The 17,816-nt window shown below is 53.1% G+C and carries 18 protein-coding genes; 12 read left to right on the top strand and 6 right to left on the bottom strand.

Features of this window, described 5'->3' with window-relative positions; all coding sequences use genetic code 11:
• On the bottom strand, positions 1–606 hold the full coding sequence (locus ACPXV9_RS00090; RefSeq protein ID WP_423893630.1) for a DUF3299 domain-containing protein: 606 nt from the start codon (positions 604–606) through the stop codon (positions 1–3).
• A 113-nt stretch (positions 607–719) separates the two neighbouring features.
• Here ACPXV9_RS00090 and ACPXV9_RS00085 point away from each other — a divergent pair, with 113 nt between their 5' ends.
• Together ACPXV9_RS00085 and ACPXV9_RS00080 are read left to right on the top strand one after the other, a co-directional pair.
• Positions 720–1,400 carry an ABC transporter ATP-binding protein gene (locus ACPXV9_RS00085; RefSeq protein ID WP_423893629.1) on the top strand — a complete coding sequence of 227 codons (681 nt, stop codon included), beginning with the start codon at positions 720–722 and terminating at the stop codon, positions 1,398–1,400.
• Entirely contained in the window at positions 1,400–2,638 is a 1,239-nt protein-coding gene (locus tag ACPXV9_RS00080; protein WP_423893628.1) for an ABC transporter permease, read from the top strand. The genes ACPXV9_RS00085 and ACPXV9_RS00080 overlap by 1 nt, the downstream gene beginning before the upstream one ends.
• A 10-nt stretch (positions 2,639–2,648) precedes the next feature.
• Here the strand turns inward: ACPXV9_RS00080 and ACPXV9_RS00075 are convergent, their stop codons facing one another.
• The gene (locus ACPXV9_RS00075) at positions 2,649–3,560 is read right to left on the bottom strand and encodes a LysR family transcriptional regulator (RefSeq protein ID WP_423893627.1); all 912 of its coding nucleotides are present in this window, start codon (positions 3,558–3,560) and stop codon (positions 2,649–2,651) included.
• Positions 3,561–3,692: 132 nt separating this feature from the next.
• Between ACPXV9_RS00075 and ACPXV9_RS00070 the strand changes: the two genes are divergently transcribed.
• The 4 genes from ACPXV9_RS00070 (at position 3,693) to ACPXV9_RS00055 (ending at position 6,485) form a co-directional block, all read left to right on the top strand.
• Positions 3,693–4,181, top strand: a complete 489-nt coding sequence (locus ACPXV9_RS00070; protein WP_423893626.1) for a DoxX family protein — start codon at positions 3,693–3,695, stop codon at positions 4,179–4,181.
• A gap of 44 nt (positions 4,182–4,225) precedes the next feature.
• Positions 4,226–5,206 (top strand): glutathione S-transferase family protein, encoded by a 981-nt coding sequence (locus ACPXV9_RS00065; protein ID WP_423893625.1) that lies wholly within the window; start codon positions 4,226–4,228, stop codon positions 5,204–5,206.
• Positions 5,203–6,030 carry a pirin family protein gene (locus tag ACPXV9_RS00060; RefSeq protein WP_423893624.1) on the top strand — a complete coding sequence of 276 codons (828 nt, stop codon included), beginning with the start codon at positions 5,203–5,205 and terminating at the stop codon, positions 6,028–6,030. The genes ACPXV9_RS00065 and ACPXV9_RS00060 overlap by 4 nt, the downstream gene beginning before the upstream one ends.
• 113 nt (positions 6,031–6,143) lie before the next feature.
• A complete protein-coding gene (locus ACPXV9_RS00055; RefSeq protein ID WP_423893623.1) occupies positions 6,144–6,485 on the top strand; it encodes a hypothetical protein in 342 nt (113 codons plus the stop codon).
• A gap of 64 nt (positions 6,486–6,549) precedes the next feature.
• Here the strand turns inward: ACPXV9_RS00055 and ACPXV9_RS00050 are convergent, their stop codons facing one another.
• Together ACPXV9_RS00050 and zigA are read right to left on the bottom strand one after the other, a co-directional pair.
• Positions 6,550–7,224, bottom strand: coding sequence for a DUF1826 domain-containing protein (locus ACPXV9_RS00050; protein ID WP_423893622.1), 675 nt, complete (start codon positions 7,222–7,224; stop codon positions 6,550–6,552).
• 58 nt (positions 7,225–7,282) lie between these two features.
• Positions 7,283–8,482: a zinc metallochaperone GTPase ZigA gene (zigA, locus tag ACPXV9_RS00045; protein WP_423893621.1), complete on the bottom strand. Its 1,200-nt coding sequence runs from the start codon at positions 8,480–8,482 to the stop codon at positions 7,283–7,285.
• A 209-nt stretch (positions 8,483–8,691) separates the two neighbouring features.
• Here zigA and rimO point away from each other — a divergent pair, with 209 nt between their 5' ends.
• The 5 genes from rimO (at position 8,692) to ACPXV9_RS00020 (ending at position 13,639) form a co-directional block, all read left to right on the top strand.
• Positions 8,692–10,032, top strand: a complete 1,341-nt coding sequence (gene rimO, locus ACPXV9_RS00040; RefSeq protein ID WP_423893620.1) for a 30S ribosomal protein S12 methylthiotransferase RimO — start codon at positions 8,692–8,694, stop codon at positions 10,030–10,032.
• 24 nt (positions 10,033–10,056) lie between these two features.
• Positions 10,057–10,851 carry a TatD family hydrolase gene (locus ACPXV9_RS00035; RefSeq protein WP_423893619.1) on the top strand — a complete coding sequence of 265 codons (795 nt, stop codon included), beginning with the start codon at positions 10,057–10,059 and terminating at the stop codon, positions 10,849–10,851.
• Between the two features lie 32 nt (positions 10,852–10,883).
• On the top strand, positions 10,884–12,545 hold the full coding sequence (locus ACPXV9_RS00030) for an aminotransferase class V-fold PLP-dependent enzyme (protein WP_423893618.1): 1,662 nt from the start codon (positions 10,884–10,886) through the stop codon (positions 12,543–12,545).
• Positions 12,546–12,609: 64 nt separating this feature from the next.
• Positions 12,610–12,960 (top strand): type 1 pili tip component, encoded by a 351-nt coding sequence (locus ACPXV9_RS00025; protein ID WP_423893617.1) that lies wholly within the window; start codon positions 12,610–12,612, stop codon positions 12,958–12,960.
• Between the two features lie 166 nt (positions 12,961–13,126).
• Positions 13,127–13,639 (top strand): hypothetical protein, encoded by a 513-nt coding sequence (locus ACPXV9_RS00020; RefSeq protein ID WP_423893616.1) that lies wholly within the window; start codon positions 13,127–13,129, stop codon positions 13,637–13,639.
• Here ACPXV9_RS00020 and tcdA read toward each other — a convergent pair.
• Positions 13,623–14,414 carry a tRNA cyclic N6-threonylcarbamoyladenosine(37) synthase TcdA gene (gene tcdA, locus ACPXV9_RS00015; protein ID WP_423893615.1) on the bottom strand — a complete coding sequence of 264 codons (792 nt, stop codon included), beginning with the start codon at positions 14,412–14,414 and terminating at the stop codon, positions 13,623–13,625. The two genes, ACPXV9_RS00020 and tcdA, sit on opposite strands and share 17 nt — an antisense overlap.
• Before the next feature lie 170 nt (positions 14,415–14,584).
• On the opposite strand from tcdA, the gene ACPXV9_RS00010 reads away from it, so the two are divergent.
• Positions 14,585–15,823 (top strand): hypothetical protein, encoded by a 1,239-nt coding sequence (locus tag ACPXV9_RS00010; protein ID WP_423893614.1) that lies wholly within the window; start codon positions 14,585–14,587, stop codon positions 15,821–15,823.
• A gap of 122 nt (positions 15,824–15,945) precedes the next feature.
• On the opposite strand, the gene fusA is transcribed toward ACPXV9_RS00010, so the two are convergent.
• A partial coding sequence (fusA, locus tag ACPXV9_RS00005) for an elongation factor G (RefSeq protein WP_423893613.1) occupies positions 15,946–17,816 on the bottom strand: 1,871 nt, incomplete at its 5' end.

Genomic DNA, 17,816 nt, shown 5'->3' with positions numbered 1-17,816 from the left:
TCAGTCGGTGTAGGGCTCATAGTTCATCATGTCGATGGCGTAGGCGGACGTGGCCATATCGTTCTCTTTTAGGGACGCGCTGAGGATGCCGGAAATCCAGAACGGATCGTAAAGTGCAGTCAGCTTGAGCCCTTCTTGGGACGTGACATGGATAATCTGGTTGGGTGGCGGTGGTGGCACGTGAATGCAGGCGCCAAAGAAGGGGACCAGAAAAAACTCGGTGATCACTTCGTCGTCATTGAATTCCAATGGCACAATAAAACCGGGAATGCGAACGGTTTTGCCGTCCAGCTCCGGGCGGATGTTGGTGGATATCAGGGCTTGTTGATAGCGGTCGTCTTGAGCCGCCGCAATCGTGCTTTGCAGCTGGCTGCTGATCTGGTCTTCAGCCGAGCCGTCTTCGATGTCGGTAATGTAGGATGGTGGGTTCAATAACGCTTCCAGATCCTCCTCCGGCATCAGGTCAGTCCACTCAATAGTTTCAAATTCGAATGCGTCACCGGGCTTTTCAGGCGCCGATACTGCGCTGTTAAAACAGAAGAGGGCCAGTGTCAGAATTGACAGTGCGCTTTGAATAAGACGGCTTGGGATTAGGCGGGCAGGCATCAAGAGGTTCACCAGATCTAGGCATTCAGTAATCTATGATGATACTTTGTCTCATTATTGATTCGCAATCGATTCCTCTGGTTTGAATGATTTAGGAAACGTAAAAACACGTTATGACAATTGAATTAAGTGGGGTTCGCTTCTGCTACCCGGAGTCTCCTGGCGAGCAAACCCTTAATATCCATAGCTGGCGCGTGGCTGGCGGTGAGCAGGTGTTTCTTCACGGTCCATCCGGTGGGGGTAAGACCACCCTGTTGAATATCCTCAGCGGTATGTTGCCAGCTACTGAGGGGCGGGTTGAGGTGCTGGGTGAACGCCTGGATGGTATGAGCCGTCGCCGCCGGGATAGTTTCCGGGCCCGACATATCGGTTATATTTTTCAGCAGTTTAATCTGATTCCCTATCTCGATGCCCTAGACAATATACGTTTGGCTAATCACTTTTCCCAAGGTCAGTCTGTCGCTGAGCTGCAGGCCAATGCCTCTGGTTTGCTCAACAGTTTTGGCCTGGATCCGTCAGATATGACCAAGCCTGTAGGCAAACTCAGTGTTGGTCAGCAGCAGCGTATTGCCATTGCCCGGGCGATGATCAATAAGCCCGAGATTTTGATTGCCGATGAGCCCACATCTTCCCTCGATCAGGTGAATCGCGATCATTTTATGGCTGAGCTGATGGCCATGGTATCGCGAAGTAATACCACCCTGATCTTTGTCAGTCACGATATGTCGCTGGCCAGTTACTTTGACCGCGTAGATGCGCTGACCGATATCAACCGGACGGAGGTGATGAGCTGATGTTTTTCCGTCTTGCCTGTAAAAGTTTGCTCAACCGCAAGGCCTCTGTGTTGCTGACAGTGCTGGCCATGAGCGTGAGTGTGTTTGTGCTGCTGGGGGTTGAGCATATTCGCAGCCAAACCAAGCAGAGCTTCAGTAATACGGTGTCCGGGGTTGATCTGATTGTCGGTGCGCGCACCGGCAGTCTCAATTTGCTGCTGTATTCGGTCTTTCGTATGGGGTCGCCCACCAATAATATCGATTGGCGTACCTACGAAGCCATTGCCGCCAATCCCAAAGTTGACTGGACCATTCCTATCTCACTGGGTGATTCCCATAAAGGGTATCGGGTAATGGGCACCACGGCGGACTATTTTAAACACTTCAGTTACGGCCAAAAACGCAAGTTGTCGTTTGCATCCGGCCAGTCTTTCAGTGACGTACTGGATGTGGTGTTGGGCGCAGAGGTGGCAAGTAAGCTGGGCTACTCTCTGGGTGATGACATAGTGGTCGCCCATGGCCTGGCCAGTACCAGCTTCAGTTTGCATGACGATAAACCCTTTAAGGTGGTGGGTATTCTCGCTGCCACTGGTACGCCCGTGGATCAAACCGTGCACGTCAGTTTGGCGGGTATAGAGGCGATTCATGATGGTTGGCAGCAGGGGGTAAAGCTGCCCGGAGGCGCTTCGACGGCAGCCGTTGATTCTAAGCAGCTGCAGCCTGAAAAAATTACCGCGATTATGTTGGGCCTGACCTCACGCATGGCGACCTTTCGGGTCCAGCGCGACATCAATAACTACCGCAAAGAGCCTCTGTCTGCGATCCTTCCCGGTGTGGCACTATCGGAGTTATGGCAGATGATGGGGGTGCTGGAGAATACACTGCGGCTGGTCAGCGGTCTGATACTGATTGCCGCTCTGCTGGGATTGAGTGCGATGATGATGGCTTCCATTCGTGAGCGCAGTAATGAGATCCATTTGTTGCGCGTGATTGGTGCGCCGCCGGGGTTTCTGTTTCTTCTGATTGAACTAGAGGCGGTATTGATCAGTTTGCTGAGTATTGCTTTGGGTGGTTTGGGCTTGTTTGTTGGCCTGTTGCTGGCCAGTGATTATCTGGCGACAGATTTTGGTTTATTTATCGGAGTGAATATCCTGTCGGGTAATAATCTGATCTACCTGTCGCTGGTGATGGCGGCAACCGTTCTGGTGGCTGCCTTGCCATCCTTTCTGGTGTATCGGCAGGCGAGGTCGAGCCACTGAGTGCCATGGGTTAATCTTGGGTGCTGTTGCAGAAGGCCGTGGTCAATTGTTGACTCAGCTGATGCAGTCCCCGGCCTTTGTTGCTGATCTTCCACGCCAGATATTGCTCGGGCTGAGGTGCCTGTTGCTCGCCCAGGGCGATTAATTCACCGCTGTTAAGCTGACTTTGGATGCGATGGCGAGGCAGATGGCCGGCCCCGATGCCCGCCATAATCGCCGCGACTTTTTGATCCATATTCTGTAGGTAAAACGTTTTACCCTCGTTACTGAATCCGGCACTGCGGGGTATGTCGCTGATTGAGGTGTCGTGGCTGATGACCCGGCGGACACTGCCAAGTTGATGTTGCAGGGTCTGACCATCTTGGAGTTGTGAGGCCATTTCGTGTTTGCTGGCGATGACAGCCACCAGATCGCCGGGCTCTATCTGCAGGGCTCTGTAGCCTTTTTGTTGTGGTACTGGCCCGGGTGAGCCGAGTACCAGATCCACCTGATTCTGCTCCAGCAATTCCCAACCGCCATTGAGTACGCATTCGCGGATGTCCAGTTCGATCGATGGGTGGGCTTTGAGGAAGTCCTGAATGACGTTGAAAAAGCGGTTGTAGTCCAGCAGGGACTCAATGCCAATGCTGATGCGCGGCTCCCAGCCGGTGGCGACTTCGCGTGCCTTGCTGGCCAGCCGGGCTGTGGTTTTGAGGATCTCACGGCCTTCGTCCAGCATCAGGCGGCCTGCGGGCGTCATAACGGAACGACGCCCCTGGCGTTGAAACAGGGTGATATCCAGTTGCTCTTCCAGCTTTTGTACGGTGTAGGAAACAGCGGACGTAGCTTTGTTCAGTTCTTCTGCTGCTTTTGCGAAGCTGCCGCGCCGATCTATGGCGTCCATGGTTTCAAGTACTTCAATGGTTATAGGGCTTTTGCTCATTTCTGCTTCAACTTAATTGTTCTAATAATTTGAACATTCTAGACAAAAAATGGGGCTTATTGAGATTTTTTGAGTCCTTAGAATGACTCCTGTATCGAAACGAAACACATTAATTGTTGCTGGAGACAGATCATGAAAACGTTACTCAAAAATATCACCCACACCACCGCCGGACTGGATACCTTGCCATTGCGATTGGGCGCCGGCGTTATCTTTGCCGCTCATGGCGCCCAAAAATTGTTTGGCTGGTTTGGGGGTTATGGTTTGGAGGCAACTGGCGGCTGGATGGCTTCCATCGGGATTGAGCCCGGGTTGCTGATGGCGGCACTGGCAGGCAGTGCCGAGTTTTTTGGTGGTCTGCTGCTGATTATTGGCCTGTTGGTGCGACCGGCAGCCATTGCCCTGGCTGCGACCATGGTGGTTGCCATTGTGGTGGTGCATCTGCCCAACGGATTGTTTATGACCAATAACGGTTACGAATTTGGTTTGGCACTGTTGGTTATCAGTGTCGGTCTGGCCGTGCGCGGAGCGGGTAGTTTCAGTATTGATCGAGTGGTGCATCAGCGCTTGGTGCAAGAGCATCTGGCTCAGCCGGATGGCGCTCAAGGTCAAGTGGCCTGAGAGTTAGGTAGATCGTTAAACCTAAGCATTAATAGGAGGTTGTCATGGGTTTATTACAACAGGGTAAATGGGTCGATCAGTGGTACGACACCAAGCACAGTGGCGGCGAATTTCGCCGCCAGGAGAGCCGCTTCAGGCACTGGTTAACCGCCGATGGTGGTCCTGGACCACAGGGACAAACCGGTTTTAAAGCCGAGAAGGGACGTTATCATTTGTATGTCTCCCTGGCCTGCCCCTGGGCTCATCGCACTCTAATCTTTCGCAAGTTAAAGCAGTTGGATGATTATATTGATGTCACCGTGGTCAACCCGGTGATGCTGGAGAACGGTTGGGAAATGACCGATCCGCTGAACGGTCACGAATTTCTCTATCAGTTGTATCTCAGGGCCGATGTCAGTTACGAGGGACGGGTTACTGTCCCGGTGCTGTGGGACAAGCAAACCGAGACCATTGTCAGTAATGAGTCGGCGGAAATTATTCGCATGTTTAATTCCGCCTTTGATCACCTGACGGGTAATTCTGATGATTATTACCCTGAGTCGCTGCGGTCAGAGATTGATGGCATTAACGATCGCATCTACGACACCATCAATAACGGGGTCTATCGCGCCGGATTTGCCACCACGCAGGAGGCCTATGAGGCGGCTTTTTATCGCCTGTTTGAATCGCTTGATTGGCTGGAGCAGAGATTGGGGCAGCAGCGTTATTTGCTGGGGGGACGCTTAACCGAAGCGGATTGGCGCCTGTTTACCACACTGATCCGGTTCGATGCGGTGTATTTCGGCCATTTCAAAACCAACCGGCAGCGGTTGGCGGATTATCCTCACATCAGTGGTTATTTGAGGGAGTTGTATCAGGTGCCGGGCGTGGCCGATACCGTCAATTTTGAGCACATTAAAACCCATTATTACGCCAGTCATCGCACCATCAATCCGACCGGCATTGTGCCGGTGGGGCCGGCGCAGGATTTTACCTCGAGCCACGGTCGAGAACATATTTCGCCTGCGCCGGGAGGTGCCCAGTGAAGCGCCTGCAACAACGCATTGAAGCCAAAGCTACCAGTGATGGCGTGGGCGTAAAAATTCACCGTGTGGCCGGGGCATCGCTCAATACCTGGATGGATCCGTTTCTGATGATTGACGAGATCAACTCCGATGATGCGGCCGATTATGTGGGCGGCTTTCCCGAGCATCCTCATCGGGGATTTGAAACCATTACCTACATGAAAGCCGGGCGCATGCGCCATCGAGATCATATGGGCAATGAGGGGGTAATTGGTGCGGGCGATGTGCAGTGGATGACGGCCGGAGCCGGGGTGCTGCACTCGGAAATGCCGGAACAGCAGCAGGGGTTGTTGCACGGATTTCAACTCTGGCTCAACTTGCCTGCGGCGGAAAAAATGAAGCCGGCGGCTTATCAGGAGATTGCCAGTGGTGATATTGCCGAAAAGGTATTGCCAGAAGGAGGGGGTGTGCGATTGATTGCCGGCGATCTTGTGGTTGATGGTGAGAACCTGTCAGGTCCGTTGCCACAGCGCTCCACCCGCCCGCTATTGGCGGATGTAAGCCTGACCGCAACGCAAACCATTGATATTGAGTTGAGTCAGGATCAGGCCATTATGGTTTACGTTTATTCGGGTGGGACGGTTGAGCTCAGTCAACGCCAGCTGGGTATCTATCAAGGAGCTGGCCCGCTCAGGTTGGCAGCGAGTGAGGCGGGCGCGAGGCTATTGCTACTAGGCGGTAAGCCGATTGGTAAGCCGGTGGTTCAATACGGTCCTTTTGTGATGAATTCCATGGAGGATGTTGAGCGGGCTTTGGCGGATTATCGAAATGGTAATTTTATCTAGGGGCTTTTCAGTGGCAGGTGGTTGTTTTTATGCAGGGCCAGGGGCTGCTTGACGCATTCCTGGTCTATGCTGACAAGGTTGGTTTGTCACGTTTTTATTCGGAGGTTCTTACCATGCCTTGTTCTCATACAGCGACTCATCCTGAGCATGCCCATGGTCCCGGCTGCGGGCACACAGCCATACGTCATGGTGATCATGTCGATTATCTGCACGATGGGCATTTGCACTATCCGCACGAAAATCATTACGACGAACATGTGATCGAGGTCAGTGACGCCAATCCCGATGCTTGTGCGCCTGTGCATTCCTGCGGTGAGCATGTACATGGTCCGGGGTGTGGTCACGAAGCGGTGCCTCATGGTGATCACATTGATTACATCGTCGATGGCAGGCTGCATCATGTGCACAATGGTCATTGTGATGATCATGGGCCAATAGAGGTTTTGAGCAGCTAGAAACACTGGCCGTATTATGCGGCCCGGCGTTTTGTCTTACGAGGCAGCTTGTTGGCCCGGGGAATTAGTTGAAATCCAGTGTCAATAGCAGGCGTCGCTCGCCCTCTGTAACAGCAGGCGAGCGATGCACCAGTCCGGCCCCTTCGTTATCGATCCAAAGCTCCCCTTTGAGCAGGCCGATATCGCCGGCATTGAGCCTTTTGATTGAGTCTGGCTGTTTTATTAATCCCGAAATCTCATCGGGCTTGCCACCATTGCCCATGCCCAGTTTACTGCGGTCAACGGCTTGGTGAGGCAGCCACTCAGTGGCGATACCCTGATAGGTTGTAACCAGCCGGCAGGGGACTCGATCGACATGAAACCTCGGGCACATGGCGCGATCCAGTACCGTCAGTCTTAAGCCAACACGCTCCAGTTCGAATAGGCAGCAAAACATGTCGACCAGTTGGGCGATGTCTTCACTCAGCAGACGATATTCATCGCGGTTGCCCAGAGCCTTGTAAATGGCTTGGTAGGCGCTATCAGGGCTGATGACAGTAGACAGTTGAAAGCGGCTGTTGCAGGCCAAAAAGTTTTCAACCTCTGCCATCAGTTGTGGTTCGAGATTGCGCTCCCAGATGGCGATGTTGGTATCGGCTTGGTAGATGTCGGTAAGTGCCATTGGGTCCTGAGGCGGGTATGGCGGCTGCTCTGCAGTCGTCGCTGCAGAGCCGTTCTCGTAAGTTGCTGGCTGGCCCAAGTGCATGTCCTCTCAGTTAAGTCGCTGGTCAATTAAGTGGTTGGGTTTGCGGTCGCGCTTATGCGCTTTCAGTCCATTCGGGAAAGGGGTCGGGCAGACTGATCCAGTAATCCTTGCCTTTGATCATGTCATCGTCGGACAGCAAACAGTTATCCAGTGCGCGGGTCATGGCCTGCTGGTCCAGTCCCTGACCGATAAATACCAGTTCCTGACGCATGTCACCGAAGGGTTCGACCCAGTTTTGCTCGATCGATGCGAGATAGTCTTCGTCCTGAGGCCAGTTCTGTTTGGGTACGGCCTTCCAGAACATGCCGCCAAAGCCATAGCGGGCAATGCCGCCAGCTTGACTCCACTGGCCGGCAAATTCAGGGCGGGTGGCCAGCCAGAAGTAACCTTTGGAGCGAATCAGTTTGCCAAAGGGCTCTGTGTTATGAAGCAGCTGGTGGAACTTTTCCGGGTAAAAAGGGCGTCGCGCGGTATAGCTGAAGCTGCCGATACCATACTCCTCGGTTTCCGGAACATGCTCGCCCCGCATTTCTTTCAGCCAGCCCGGTGCCTGTTGGGCTCTGTCGAAATTGAATAAGCCGGTGTTGAGCACGTCCTCGATATCGACTTTGCCATGGGCGATGGGAATGATTCGGGCGTGGGTGTTGAGGGTTTTCAGTATGGCGGTCAGCCGCTCCAGTTCCGGGGGCTCAATTAAATCGGTTTTGCTGATAAGCAGCACATCGGCAAACTCCACTTGATCAATCAGCAGGTCTGCAACACTGCGCTCGTCCTCTTCACCCAGAGATTCTTCCGTGTCCTGTAAAAATTTGGCTTCGTCGTAGTCCCTGAGGAAGTTAACGGCATCCACCACCGTCACCATGGTGTCGAGAGTGGCAACATCGGACAATGACATGCCGTCTTCGTCGGCAAAGGTAAAGGTCTCGGCAACGGGTAAGGGCTCGGAAATGCCGGTTGATTCAATCATCAGATAGTCAAATCGCCCGTCTTTAGCGAGCTTGTTGACTTCCAGTAACAGGTCTTCGCGCAGGGTACAGCAAATGCAGCCATTGCTCATTTCAACCAGTTTTTCTTCCTGATGGCTCAGGGATACTTCGCTCTGGACTGTGGCGGCATCAATGTTGATTTCGCTCATGTCATTAACGATCACTGCGACTTTCTTGCCCTGACGGTTGTTCAAAATATGACTGAGTACCGTGGTTTTGCCGGCTCCGAGAAAGCCTGAGAGTACGGTGACGGGTAATCGATTCATGGTCAGGGTGCTCCGTTGATAATAAGGTGCCGGGGAACTGAGTCTGTTTTCGTTATGATATAATATAACATTTTCCGGTATTTGTACCCCGTCAACAAGGCAATAAAAGAGGGGTGGGCGGATATGGGTTATTCGCTGCCGTCAGACTATTCCCGTATAATGCAAGCCACTTTCAACTAGCCTGCCAGCAGGCAACCAGCAAGCTTCCTATGACTGACTCATCCCAAACCAAAACCGTTGGCTTCGTTTCCCTGGGCTGTCCCAAGGCCTTGGTCGATTCCGAGCGTATCCTGACCAAATTAAAATTGGAGGGTTACGATGTTGTGCCCAGTTATGACGATGCCGATGTGGTGGTGATCAATACCTGCGGTTTTATCGATTCGGCCAAACAGGAATCGATGGAGGCCATTGAAGAGGCCATGGCGGAAAACGGCAAAGTCATTGTGACCGGCTGTATGGGTAAGGGCAGTGATGCCGAGGCCATCAAGGCGGCCAACCCCGGCGTGCTCAGTGTCAGTGGTCCGGCGGATTACGATACCGTGATGGATGCGGTGCACGAGTTTGTGCCGCCGCAGGAACAAAACCCGTTCCGCCACGAGCTGGTGCCACCTCAGGGGGTCAAGCTGACTCCGCAGCACTATGCCTATCTGAAAATTTCCGAAGGCTGCAATCACCGCTGCAGTTTTTGCATTATCCCGGCGATGCGTGGGGATCTGGTCAGTCGCCCCATCGGCGAGGTGCTGGAAGAGGCGCAAAAATTGGTGGCCGGTGGCGCCAAAGAGTTGCTGGTGATTTCTCAGGATACCAGTGCCTACGGTATTGATACCAAGTACAAGCTCGACTTTGTGAAGGGTCAGGCGCTGGAAACCCGCATGCAGGATTTGGCCGTGGCGTTAGGCGAGTTGGGTGTCTGGGTGCGGATGCACTATGTCTATCCCTACCCACACGTAGACAAGGTGATTCCGCTGATGGCCGAGGGCAAGATTTTGCCTTATCTGGATATCCCGTTTCAGCACGCCAGCCCTCGTATTCTCAAGTTAATGAAGCGCCCGGCACACAGTGAAAAAGTGTTGGGCCGCATCAAAAAGTGGCGAGAGATCTGTCCGGATCTGACCATCCGCTCTACTTTCGTGGTGGGCTTTCCCGGTGAAACCGAAGAAGATTTTCAAATCCTGCTGGATTTTCTGGAAGAGGCTCAGCTGGATCGGGTGGGCTGTTTTAAGTATTCGCCAGTGGATGGTGCGCCTGCCAACGATCTGCCAGACCACGTGCCGGAAGAGGTTCAGCAGGACCGCTGGGAACGCTTTATGGCAACCCAGCAACGCATCAGTACCGAGCGGCTGCGACAGAAGGTCGGCCGCACACTGGAAGTGCTGATTGATGAGGTGGATGGCGAAGGTGCCATTGGCCGCAGCTACGCCGATGCCCCGGAAATTGACGGTCTGGTTTATCTCAATGGTGAATTTGATGTGGCGGTTGGTGATCGGGTGCAGGTATTGATTGAGCACTCCGATGAATACGATCTTTGGGGATCGGTCGTTCGCGATTGATCGGCCGGCTGTGTGAGAAATCACATGTTGATAGACAGTCACTGTCATCTCGACTTCGAAGCCTTTGATGAGCAGCGTGAATGGCTGCTGGAACAGTGTGTGTCTGAAGGGGTTGGAGCCATTATCGTACCCGGTGTCGAGCCCGAACAATGGTCTGATCTGGTCGCCCTGCAGGAAAGCTTTCAAACCGATTCTTGTCGGATTGGTATTGCTGCCGGGGTGCATCCCTGGTGGCTGGATGGTCTCGATCGTGCTGTTGCATCCCTGCAGCATCGTCTGCAGTCATTTATTGATCGCTATTCGGTAGTGGCCGTCGGCGAATGCGGCCTGGACGGCAAACGCGCAACCCCTATGGATATCCAGCAGGATTTCTTTAAGGCACAGATTGAGTTGGCCAACGCCAATCGGCTCCCGCTGATTGTGCACGGTTATGCTGCTCATAATCAGGTGTTGCAGTGTCTGACTGAATTGCCTGCGGAATACGGCGGTGTCATTCATGGCTTTTCTGGCAGTCCGCAATTGGCGTCACAGTACTGGCATAAGGGCTTTTATATAGGTGTTGGCGGCACCATTACCTATGAGCGCGCTGCCAAGACCCGCAGGGCAATATCGGCAATGCCGCTGGAATCCTTGCTGCTTGAGACCGATGCCCCGGACATGCCTCTCGATGGCATGCAGGGTGAGCCCAATTCGCCGCTGAATTTACCGCTGATTGCCGGGCAGGTGGCGCAGTTACAGGGCGTCGATCTGGAGCGGGTGGCCGAGCAAACAACCGCCAATGCCCGCAGACTGTTTGGCTTGTCTCAATTTGGTTTATGATACGGCTTTAAAGTCTTCTGGCCTCACCTTTCATGTTCGACTCCAAAGCGTTTAAGCAACAATTTCCATTGTTCAGTCACCCGGAAAATGCCGGGTTGGTGTATCTGGATAATGCTGCGACAACCCAGCGCCCTGCGGTTGTGATCGATGCCATTACCGACTTTTACAGTCGCTATAACGCCAATACCCATCGTTCCAGTCATCGTCTGGCGCGACAGGCGACCGAGATGGTGGAGCGGGTTCGCAGTCAGTTGCAGGATTTCGTCAATGCCTCGCGTCCTGAGGAGGTGGTGTTTACCCGTGGGGCAACCGAGTCATTGAATATCGTGGCCAATGGCTTGGCCCAGCAGTTGGAGGCGGGTGATGAAATTATTCTGTCTGCAGCTGAGCATCACGCCAATCTGGTCCCCTGGCAAATATTGGCGCAACGCTGCGGAGCCCAATTGATTTTTCTGCCGGATCTGGCGGGCAAACCGCAGCTGGACAAATTATCTGAATTGCTCACCAAGAAAACCCGGGTAGTGGCGATTACCGCGGCGTCCAATGCGCTGGGTTTCAAATTGCCCATCGATACGGTGCGGGCACAGTTGCCAGCGGATTGTCAGTTGGTGGTTGACGCCTCCCAGCTGTTGGCTCATGAGATGGTGGATGTGCAGCAGCTCGGGTGTGATTACCTGGTGGGTTCGGCGCATAAATTTTATGGTCCGACCGGTGTCGGTTTTCTTTACGGTCGTTATCAGCGCTTGCTGCAGCTGCCGCCCTGGCAGGGTGGGGGTGAGATGATTACCCGGGTGCAGCGTGATGTCAGTGAGTATGCACTTCCGCCGCATCGCTTTGAATCAGGAACTTCTTCTCTGGCGGCTCTGGCGGGTCTGAGTGCCTGCCTTGCTTTTCTGGCGTCGCTGGATCGGCCGGCGATGGCAGCTTATGAGGCCTTGCTGAACCGCTATCTGCATACCGAGCTGGAAGCACTGACCCGGGAAATGCCCATTCGCCTGCTGAGCGAATACCAGAGTAATGTCGGTGTGGCGGCGATTGTGGCCAGCGACGAACAGCGCATTACCATGACCGATCTGGGTGTCTGGCTGGATGAAAAAGACATCGCCGTCAGAGTCGGGCATCACTGCGCCCAGCCCTTAATGGATGATCTGGGGTTTGGCGGCAGTCTCAGGGTTTCTCTGGCCGCTTACAATGATCGGGAGGATGTTGATCGGCTGATTGAGGCGTTGAAATCCTTTCCGGATAGTCTTGACGGCGACAGAGCGGTGATGGCCGGAGCGGATGACCTGTGGTCGCTGGATAATTTGTCGGTGGCCAATCTGGATGACTTGCGTCAACAGGCAAGCTGGCAGAAACGCTATCGTCAGCTCACCCGATGGTCACAATTGTTGGCCGCCAAACCTGCAATTCGCATCGAGGCAAATCGGGTGGATGGCTGTGAGTCCGAGGTTTGGATGTGTCACCGTCAGCGCGATGATAAGCATCAGTTTTTAATCGATACCGACTCCCGCGTAATCAAGGGATTGGCGGTTCTCTTGCTGTTGTTTGTGAATAATAAAACCGCAGAGGATATTGCGGCGATAGATTTCGATGAGGCATTTGCGCAATTGGGTCTGGAAAAGTACCTGAGCCCTTCCCGGGCCAATGGTTTTCGTGCTCTGGTTGATCGCGTCATTGAGTTTGTGACGGCGTAGCGTTTTTTAGGCTGTGATGCTTGTGGCTGGTCAGGCCTCATCTACACTGTAAAAGGGTGTGAAAATGAGGCCGTATCCTATGATGTCGATTCGTGAACTCGTTAAGGTTTGGGGGCAGTTGCCTGAACGAGAAGGAACCATTAAACAGCTGACCGTTGATCTTTCTGTAACGGACAGTGCCAAGTTAAAAGCTTTGTGTGATTTGTTTCCTCAGCGCCGGGAGCAGGACATTGTCACCGATCTGTTATCGGTGGCTCTGGACGAGGTGGCTGCAGTTTTTCCCTATCAGGCTGGAACCCAGGTGACAGGCCATGACGAAGAGGGTAACCCGCTCTATGAAGATGTGGGTATGACCGCTCGCTATCTGGAGCTCACTAAAAAATACCAGCAGCAGTTCGCAAAAAATCACAACTGATTGCTGTAGGCATTTCTTCCTTTGGCTTTGCTGTTTATCGCTAATTGTTGCAAACGGCAGGCGAACTCCTGTCCGGCTATTTACTCTAAACCTGTATAACTCTAACCAGATAAAACAGCTTTGGTGGCTTTCCCAAAACAGGCTCTGGGGGCAGAGAGGTGCAGTGATGTTGAGATATTACTATTGCAGCGACAGTTTGCGCGATATTGAGCGGGTTGAAAGAGAGTTGGAACATGACGGCTTTCCCAGACGTCATATCCATGTGTTGAGTCATAACGAACCTGAAATGGATCGTCTGCATGTGCACTCGGTGCCGTCCCTGTTGCGTTCCGATAGTGTTCATTGGGCAGAGCGCGGCGCTCTGGTTGGTCTTTTGGTAAGTGCTGCAGTAGTGGCGTTTCTGGTGCTCAGTGGTGCGCATCAGGCCATAGGGTTGCCGGCGGTATTGTTGTTGGCGGCTCTGGTACTGGGCATTTTTACCTGGGAAGCCGGATTGATCGGCATGCAGCGTAAAAATTACAAGCTCGAACAGTTTGAGCCCATTTTGGAGAAGGGTCAGCATGTCATGCTGGTGGATGTGGATGAGAGTGAAGTCTATTCACTGGCAAAGCATATGGAGGCCCACCCTGAGGTGTCCTGCATTGGCCGTGGTTCCTCTTTGATTAATCCGTTTGCCTAGTCAGAAACTTTTCTATGGCGCGGGCTGCTGCCACCATGCCAAAGGTGGCGGTCACCATGGTGGCGGCACCAAAGCCGCCGCTGCAGTCCAGTTTTGTGCCTTCACTCAATGCGCTTTTGTTCTGGCAGGTGCCTCCGGTTGCATCCGGGTAGGTCATTTGCTCGGTGGAGTAGATGGCCTCGATGGAAAATACGCGCTTGGGGTTGCGTGAAAACCCGTGCAGGCGCCTCAGATTGTTGCGGGTTTTGGCCAGTAGCGGGTCGTTGTGGGTTTTGGCCAGATCGCCGCTGATAATCTGACGCGGATCGGTTTTGCCGCCGGCCGAACCCACGGTGATGACCGGTGTTTTGCGGCGTTTGCAGTAATTGATCATGGCGGCCTTAACATAGGCGGCATCGATGGCGTCTACTACCAGATCCAGCTGTTCTCCCAGAATGTCTTCCAGATTGTCGGTTTCCAGAAAATCGTCAATGGCGTGCACGGTGATCTCAGGGTTGATGTCTTGCAGTCGCTGCGCCATCACCTGGATTTTTTGCTGACCTATGGTGGACTGCATGGCGTGAATCTGGCGGTTGCTGTTGGTGGTGCAAATGTCATCCATGTCCACCAGCGTGATTTCCCCTACCCCGCTGCGTGCCAGTGCTTCGGCCACCCAGGTGCCTACACCACCTATACCTATGACTGCAAAGTGACTGTCGTGCAGGTGGTTGAGCGCTCGTTGTCCGTACAGTCTGGCTATACCGCCGAAGCGCTGCTGGTATTCATCTGAAAGCATGGTGGAAATACGATCATTGCAAAAGCCGAATATTCTATCAGAGTGCGGGTCAAGTAGGGCTCAAAATGGTGCTGGTAGGTCCTAAACTAGTCATTGGTAGTAAATGTATTTGAATTCGACGGCTGGGTCGTTAAGATGGCCGGAAATTAGAAATTAGTCACGGTGATTTGATGAAGCAATCAACCAATAAACCTGAACCCATGTACCGCACTATCGGGGAGTTGTTCGATCACGGCTTCCGGATTGACTGGGTTACAGCCTCTTTTATAACCATTACCCATTTTGTCCTGCTGGTGGCCACCCCCTTGGCCTATTACTTTGCCCCAGAGGGGTTGTGGAAGCTAATGCTGGGTTGGACTCTGGTGCATGCTTTTGTTGGTTCTCTGTCGACTACGGTCTATTCCCATCGCCTGATTGCCCATGGTGCGGCTCGCTACATCAGTTGGCCAGTACATATTGTGTTTGGTTTTATTGGTCAGATTCTGGCGATGCAGGGCAGTGCCCGTCAGTGGGCGGCCAATCATGTGATTCATCACAGTGTTGATCGCACCGGCAAGCATGAGTTAGACCCATACAGCGCTACCTGGTTTACCACGGGCTGGAGAAACTTTCTTTGGTCTCACATGCTGACTTACTTCTTTTACCATCCAGAATCCAAAGAGTCGGAGCGGGCTTATGCCAGTAAGAATTCTGCTCCCCTGTTGTGGCAAGAGCGGCTTTACTTGCCGTTGCTGATAGTCCTGAACTTTCTGGTGCCTCTCGCTGTGGGTTTCTGGCTGGCGGGCTTTGTTGGTGCTTTCTGCATGCTGATGGCCTCTGTGGGCGGCTTTATTCTGTGTCAGCACAATACCTGGACTGTAAACAGTGTGACTCACATGTGGGGTTTTACCCGCGGAGCCTTCAGTTCGGCCAAGAACAATTACATCTGGATGGGGCCCATGGGTGAGGGCAACCATCATGCGGATCATCACGATTTTGGTCGCGATTACCGCAATGGTTTTGGCTGGTCCGGTTGGTTATTGGACCCAACCCGTTATGTGATTTTGCTGCTTAATGCTCTGGGTTTGGTCAAGGGGCTCCATCGTGCCAGCAAGCGTCAGGAAGCGGAGATTATTGCGCGTCGCCAGCTTAATCGGGCTCAGGCGCGCACCCAGAACCCTTTGTGGCAGAAGTGGGAGGCCAAGCTGGATGGGTTGCGTAACGATTGGGTGGAGGCAACTCAGCGCTGGGAAACTTTTAAAGCGGAAAAGATCAAGCTGGAGAAAATGCAGTTGCCCACCATTGAGCTGAGAGAAAAGCTGGATAAGCTCAAGTTGGAGATGGAGGTAGCCAAGCGCGCTATGCGTGCACGTCGTCAGGCATTCTTTGATGCACTCTATGAAATGCGGGTAGTGCAGTTTGCCAGCTAACGTAATTCTTTAAGTTTAATAATAAAGGCCGGATAAGAGATTATCCGGCCTTTATTATTTTAGGGGTAATAAAAAACCCGCAGCCTTTCGCTTGCGGGTTTTTTGTGAGGCTAAGCTAACAATTACTTGTTGGCTTTACGCTCTTTGGCTTCCTCGATCACCTTGTCTGCAACCTGTTGCGGACATGGCAGGTAGTGGCTGAACTCCATGGAGAACTGACCACGACCAGAGGTGATGGTGCGCAGGTGGCCAATGTAGCCGAACATCTCGGACAGAGGAACATCTGCCTTGATGCGTACGCCAGTGGTACCAGGCTCTTGATCCTTGATCATGCCGCGACGACGGTTCAGGTCACCAATTACGTCACCTACGTTGTCTTCTGGGCTGAATACGTCAACTTTCATGATTGGCTCAATCAGCTGAGGGCCAGCCTTAGGCATGGACTGACGGTAAGCGCCTTTAGCAGCGATTTCGAACGCTACGGCAGAGGAGTCAACTGCGTGGTAAGCACCGTCGAATAGTTCAACGTGTACGTCCAGCATTGGGAAGCCAGCCAGAGGGCCTTCTTCCATCATGCCTTTGAAGCCCTTCTCAATCGCAGGGAAGAATTCCTTAGGTACGTTACCGCCCACAACGGTTGATTCGAAGGTAAAGCCAACACCTGGCTCATTAGGCTTGATGCGGTAATCGATCTTACCGAACTGACCGGAACCACCAGACTGCTTCTTGTGAGTGTAGCTGTCTTCCAGAGGAGCGGTAATGGTCTCGCGGTAAGCAACCTGAGGCTGACCAACTTCCAGCTCAACGCCATAGGTACGCTTCAGAATGTCTACTTTAATGTCCAGGTGCAGTTCGCCCATGCCTTTGAGGATGGTTTCACCGGAATCTTCGTCAGTTTCAACAACGAAAGAAGGATCTTCTGCAACCATCTTACCGATAGCAACACCCATCTTCTCGGTGGAGCCTTTGTCTTTCGGAGATACAGCAATGGAGATTACTGGCTCAGGGAAGATCATGGGTTCCAGAGTACAAGGGTTGGCTGGATCACACAGGGTGTGACCGGTCTGAACGTTCTTCATGCCGACAACGGCCAGAATGTCGCCAGCCTGAGCAGAGCTCAGCTCGGTACGCTCATCGGCGTGCATCTCAACCATACGGCCGATACGCTCTGTCTTGCCAGTGTAGGAGTTAAGGATGGTGTCACCCTTGTTCAGTACGCCGGAGTAAATACGGATAAAGGTCAGGGCGCCGAAACGGTCGTCCATGATCTTAAACGCCAGAGCACGGAAAGGCTCGTCAACAGATACAGTGGCTACATCGCCAGTCGGCTCACCGGTTTCTTCGTCAGTCAGAGGCTGAGCGTCAACTTCGGTTGGGCTTGGCAGGTAGTCAACAACGGCGTCCAGTACCAGCTGGATACCTTTGTTTTTAAAGGCGGAACCACAGTAAGTCGGGAAGAAGGCCAGATCGCGGGTACCCTTACGGATACACTCTTTGATTTGCTCCATGGTTGGTTCTTCACCTTCCATATAGGCCATCAGCAGATCGTCGTCCTGCTCCAGAGCGGTTTCGATCAACTCTTCGCGGTAAGCGGCAGCGTCGTCAACCATGTCGGCTGGAATGTCGACTACTTCGTAGTTCTCGGGCAGACCGGAGTCATCCCAGATGTAGGCCTTCTGGCTCAGTACATCAACAACACCGGTGAAGTCGTCTTCGATACCGATAGGCAGGGTCATAACCAGAGGGTTAGCGCCCAGAACTTTCTTAACCTGATCAACAACGCGGTAGAAGTCAGCACCCATGCGGTCCAGCTTGTTTACGAAGATCAAACGAGCAACTTCGGATTCGGTAGCGTAGCGCCAGTTGGTTTCGGATTGCGGCTCAACACCGCCGGAACCACAGAATACACCGATACCGCCATCGAGCACTTTCAGGGAGCGATACACTTCAACGGTGAAGTCAACGTGCCCTGGGGTGTCGATGATGTTCATGC

Source organism: Candidatus Pelagadaptatus aseana, assembly GCF_040362265.1.
GTDB classification, from domain to species: Bacteria; Pseudomonadota; Gammaproteobacteria; order Pseudomonadales; family Cellvibrionaceae; genus Pelagadaptatus; species Pelagadaptatus aseana.
Note: the sequence above shows the minus strand (reverse complement) of the source record. Positions and strands in the feature narration are given on the sequence as shown.

Bases quoted from the DNA above. Each gene is read 5' to 3' on its own strand.
- ACPXV9_RS00090 (WP_423893630.1), bottom strand. From the start codon at position 606: ATGCCTGCCCGCCTAATCCCAAGCCGTCTTATTCAAAGCGCACTGTCA.
- ACPXV9_RS00070 (WP_423893626.1), top strand. From the start codon at position 3,693: ATGAAAACGTTACTCAAAAATATCACCCACACCACCGCCGGACTGGAT.
- zigA (WP_423893621.1), bottom strand. From the start codon at position 8,482: ATGAATCGATTACCCGTCACCGTACTCTCAGGCTTTCTCGGAGCCGGC.
- tcdA (WP_423893615.1), bottom strand. From the start codon at position 14,414: ATGCTTTCAGATGAATACCAGCAGCGCTTCGGCGGTATAGCCAGACTG.
- ACPXV9_RS00065 (WP_423893625.1), top strand. From the start codon at position 4,226: ATGGGTTTATTACAACAGGGTAAATGGGTCGATCAGTGGTACGACACC.
- ACPXV9_RS00030 (WP_423893618.1), top strand. From the start codon at position 10,884: ATGTTCGACTCCAAAGCGTTTAAGCAACAATTTCCATTGTTCAGTCAC.
- ACPXV9_RS00080 (WP_423893628.1), top strand. From the start codon at position 1,400: ATGTTTTTCCGTCTTGCCTGTAAAAGTTTGCTCAACCGCAAGGCCTCT.
- ACPXV9_RS00020 (WP_423893616.1), top strand. From the start codon at position 13,127: ATGTTGAGATATTACTATTGCAGCGACAGTTTGCGCGATATTGAGCGG.
- ACPXV9_RS00055 (WP_423893623.1), top strand. From the start codon at position 6,144: ATGCCTTGTTCTCATACAGCGACTCATCCTGAGCATGCCCATGGTCCC.
- ACPXV9_RS00085 (WP_423893629.1), top strand. From the start codon at position 720: ATGACAATTGAATTAAGTGGGGTTCGCTTCTGCTACCCGGAGTCTCCT.
- ACPXV9_RS00010 (WP_423893614.1), top strand. From the start codon at position 14,585: ATGAAGCAATCAACCAATAAACCTGAACCCATGTACCGCACTATCGGG.
- ACPXV9_RS00075 (WP_423893627.1), bottom strand. From the start codon at position 3,560: ATGAGCAAAAGCCCTATAACCATTGAAGTACTTGAAACCATGGACGCC.
- ACPXV9_RS00025 (WP_423893617.1), top strand. From the start codon at position 12,610: ATGAGGCCGTATCCTATGATGTCGATTCGTGAACTCGTTAAGGTTTGG.
- rimO (WP_423893620.1), top strand. From the start codon at position 8,692: ATGACTGACTCATCCCAAACCAAAACCGTTGGCTTCGTTTCCCTGGGC.
- ACPXV9_RS00035 (WP_423893619.1), top strand. From the start codon at position 10,057: ATGTTGATAGACAGTCACTGTCATCTCGACTTCGAAGCCTTTGATGAG.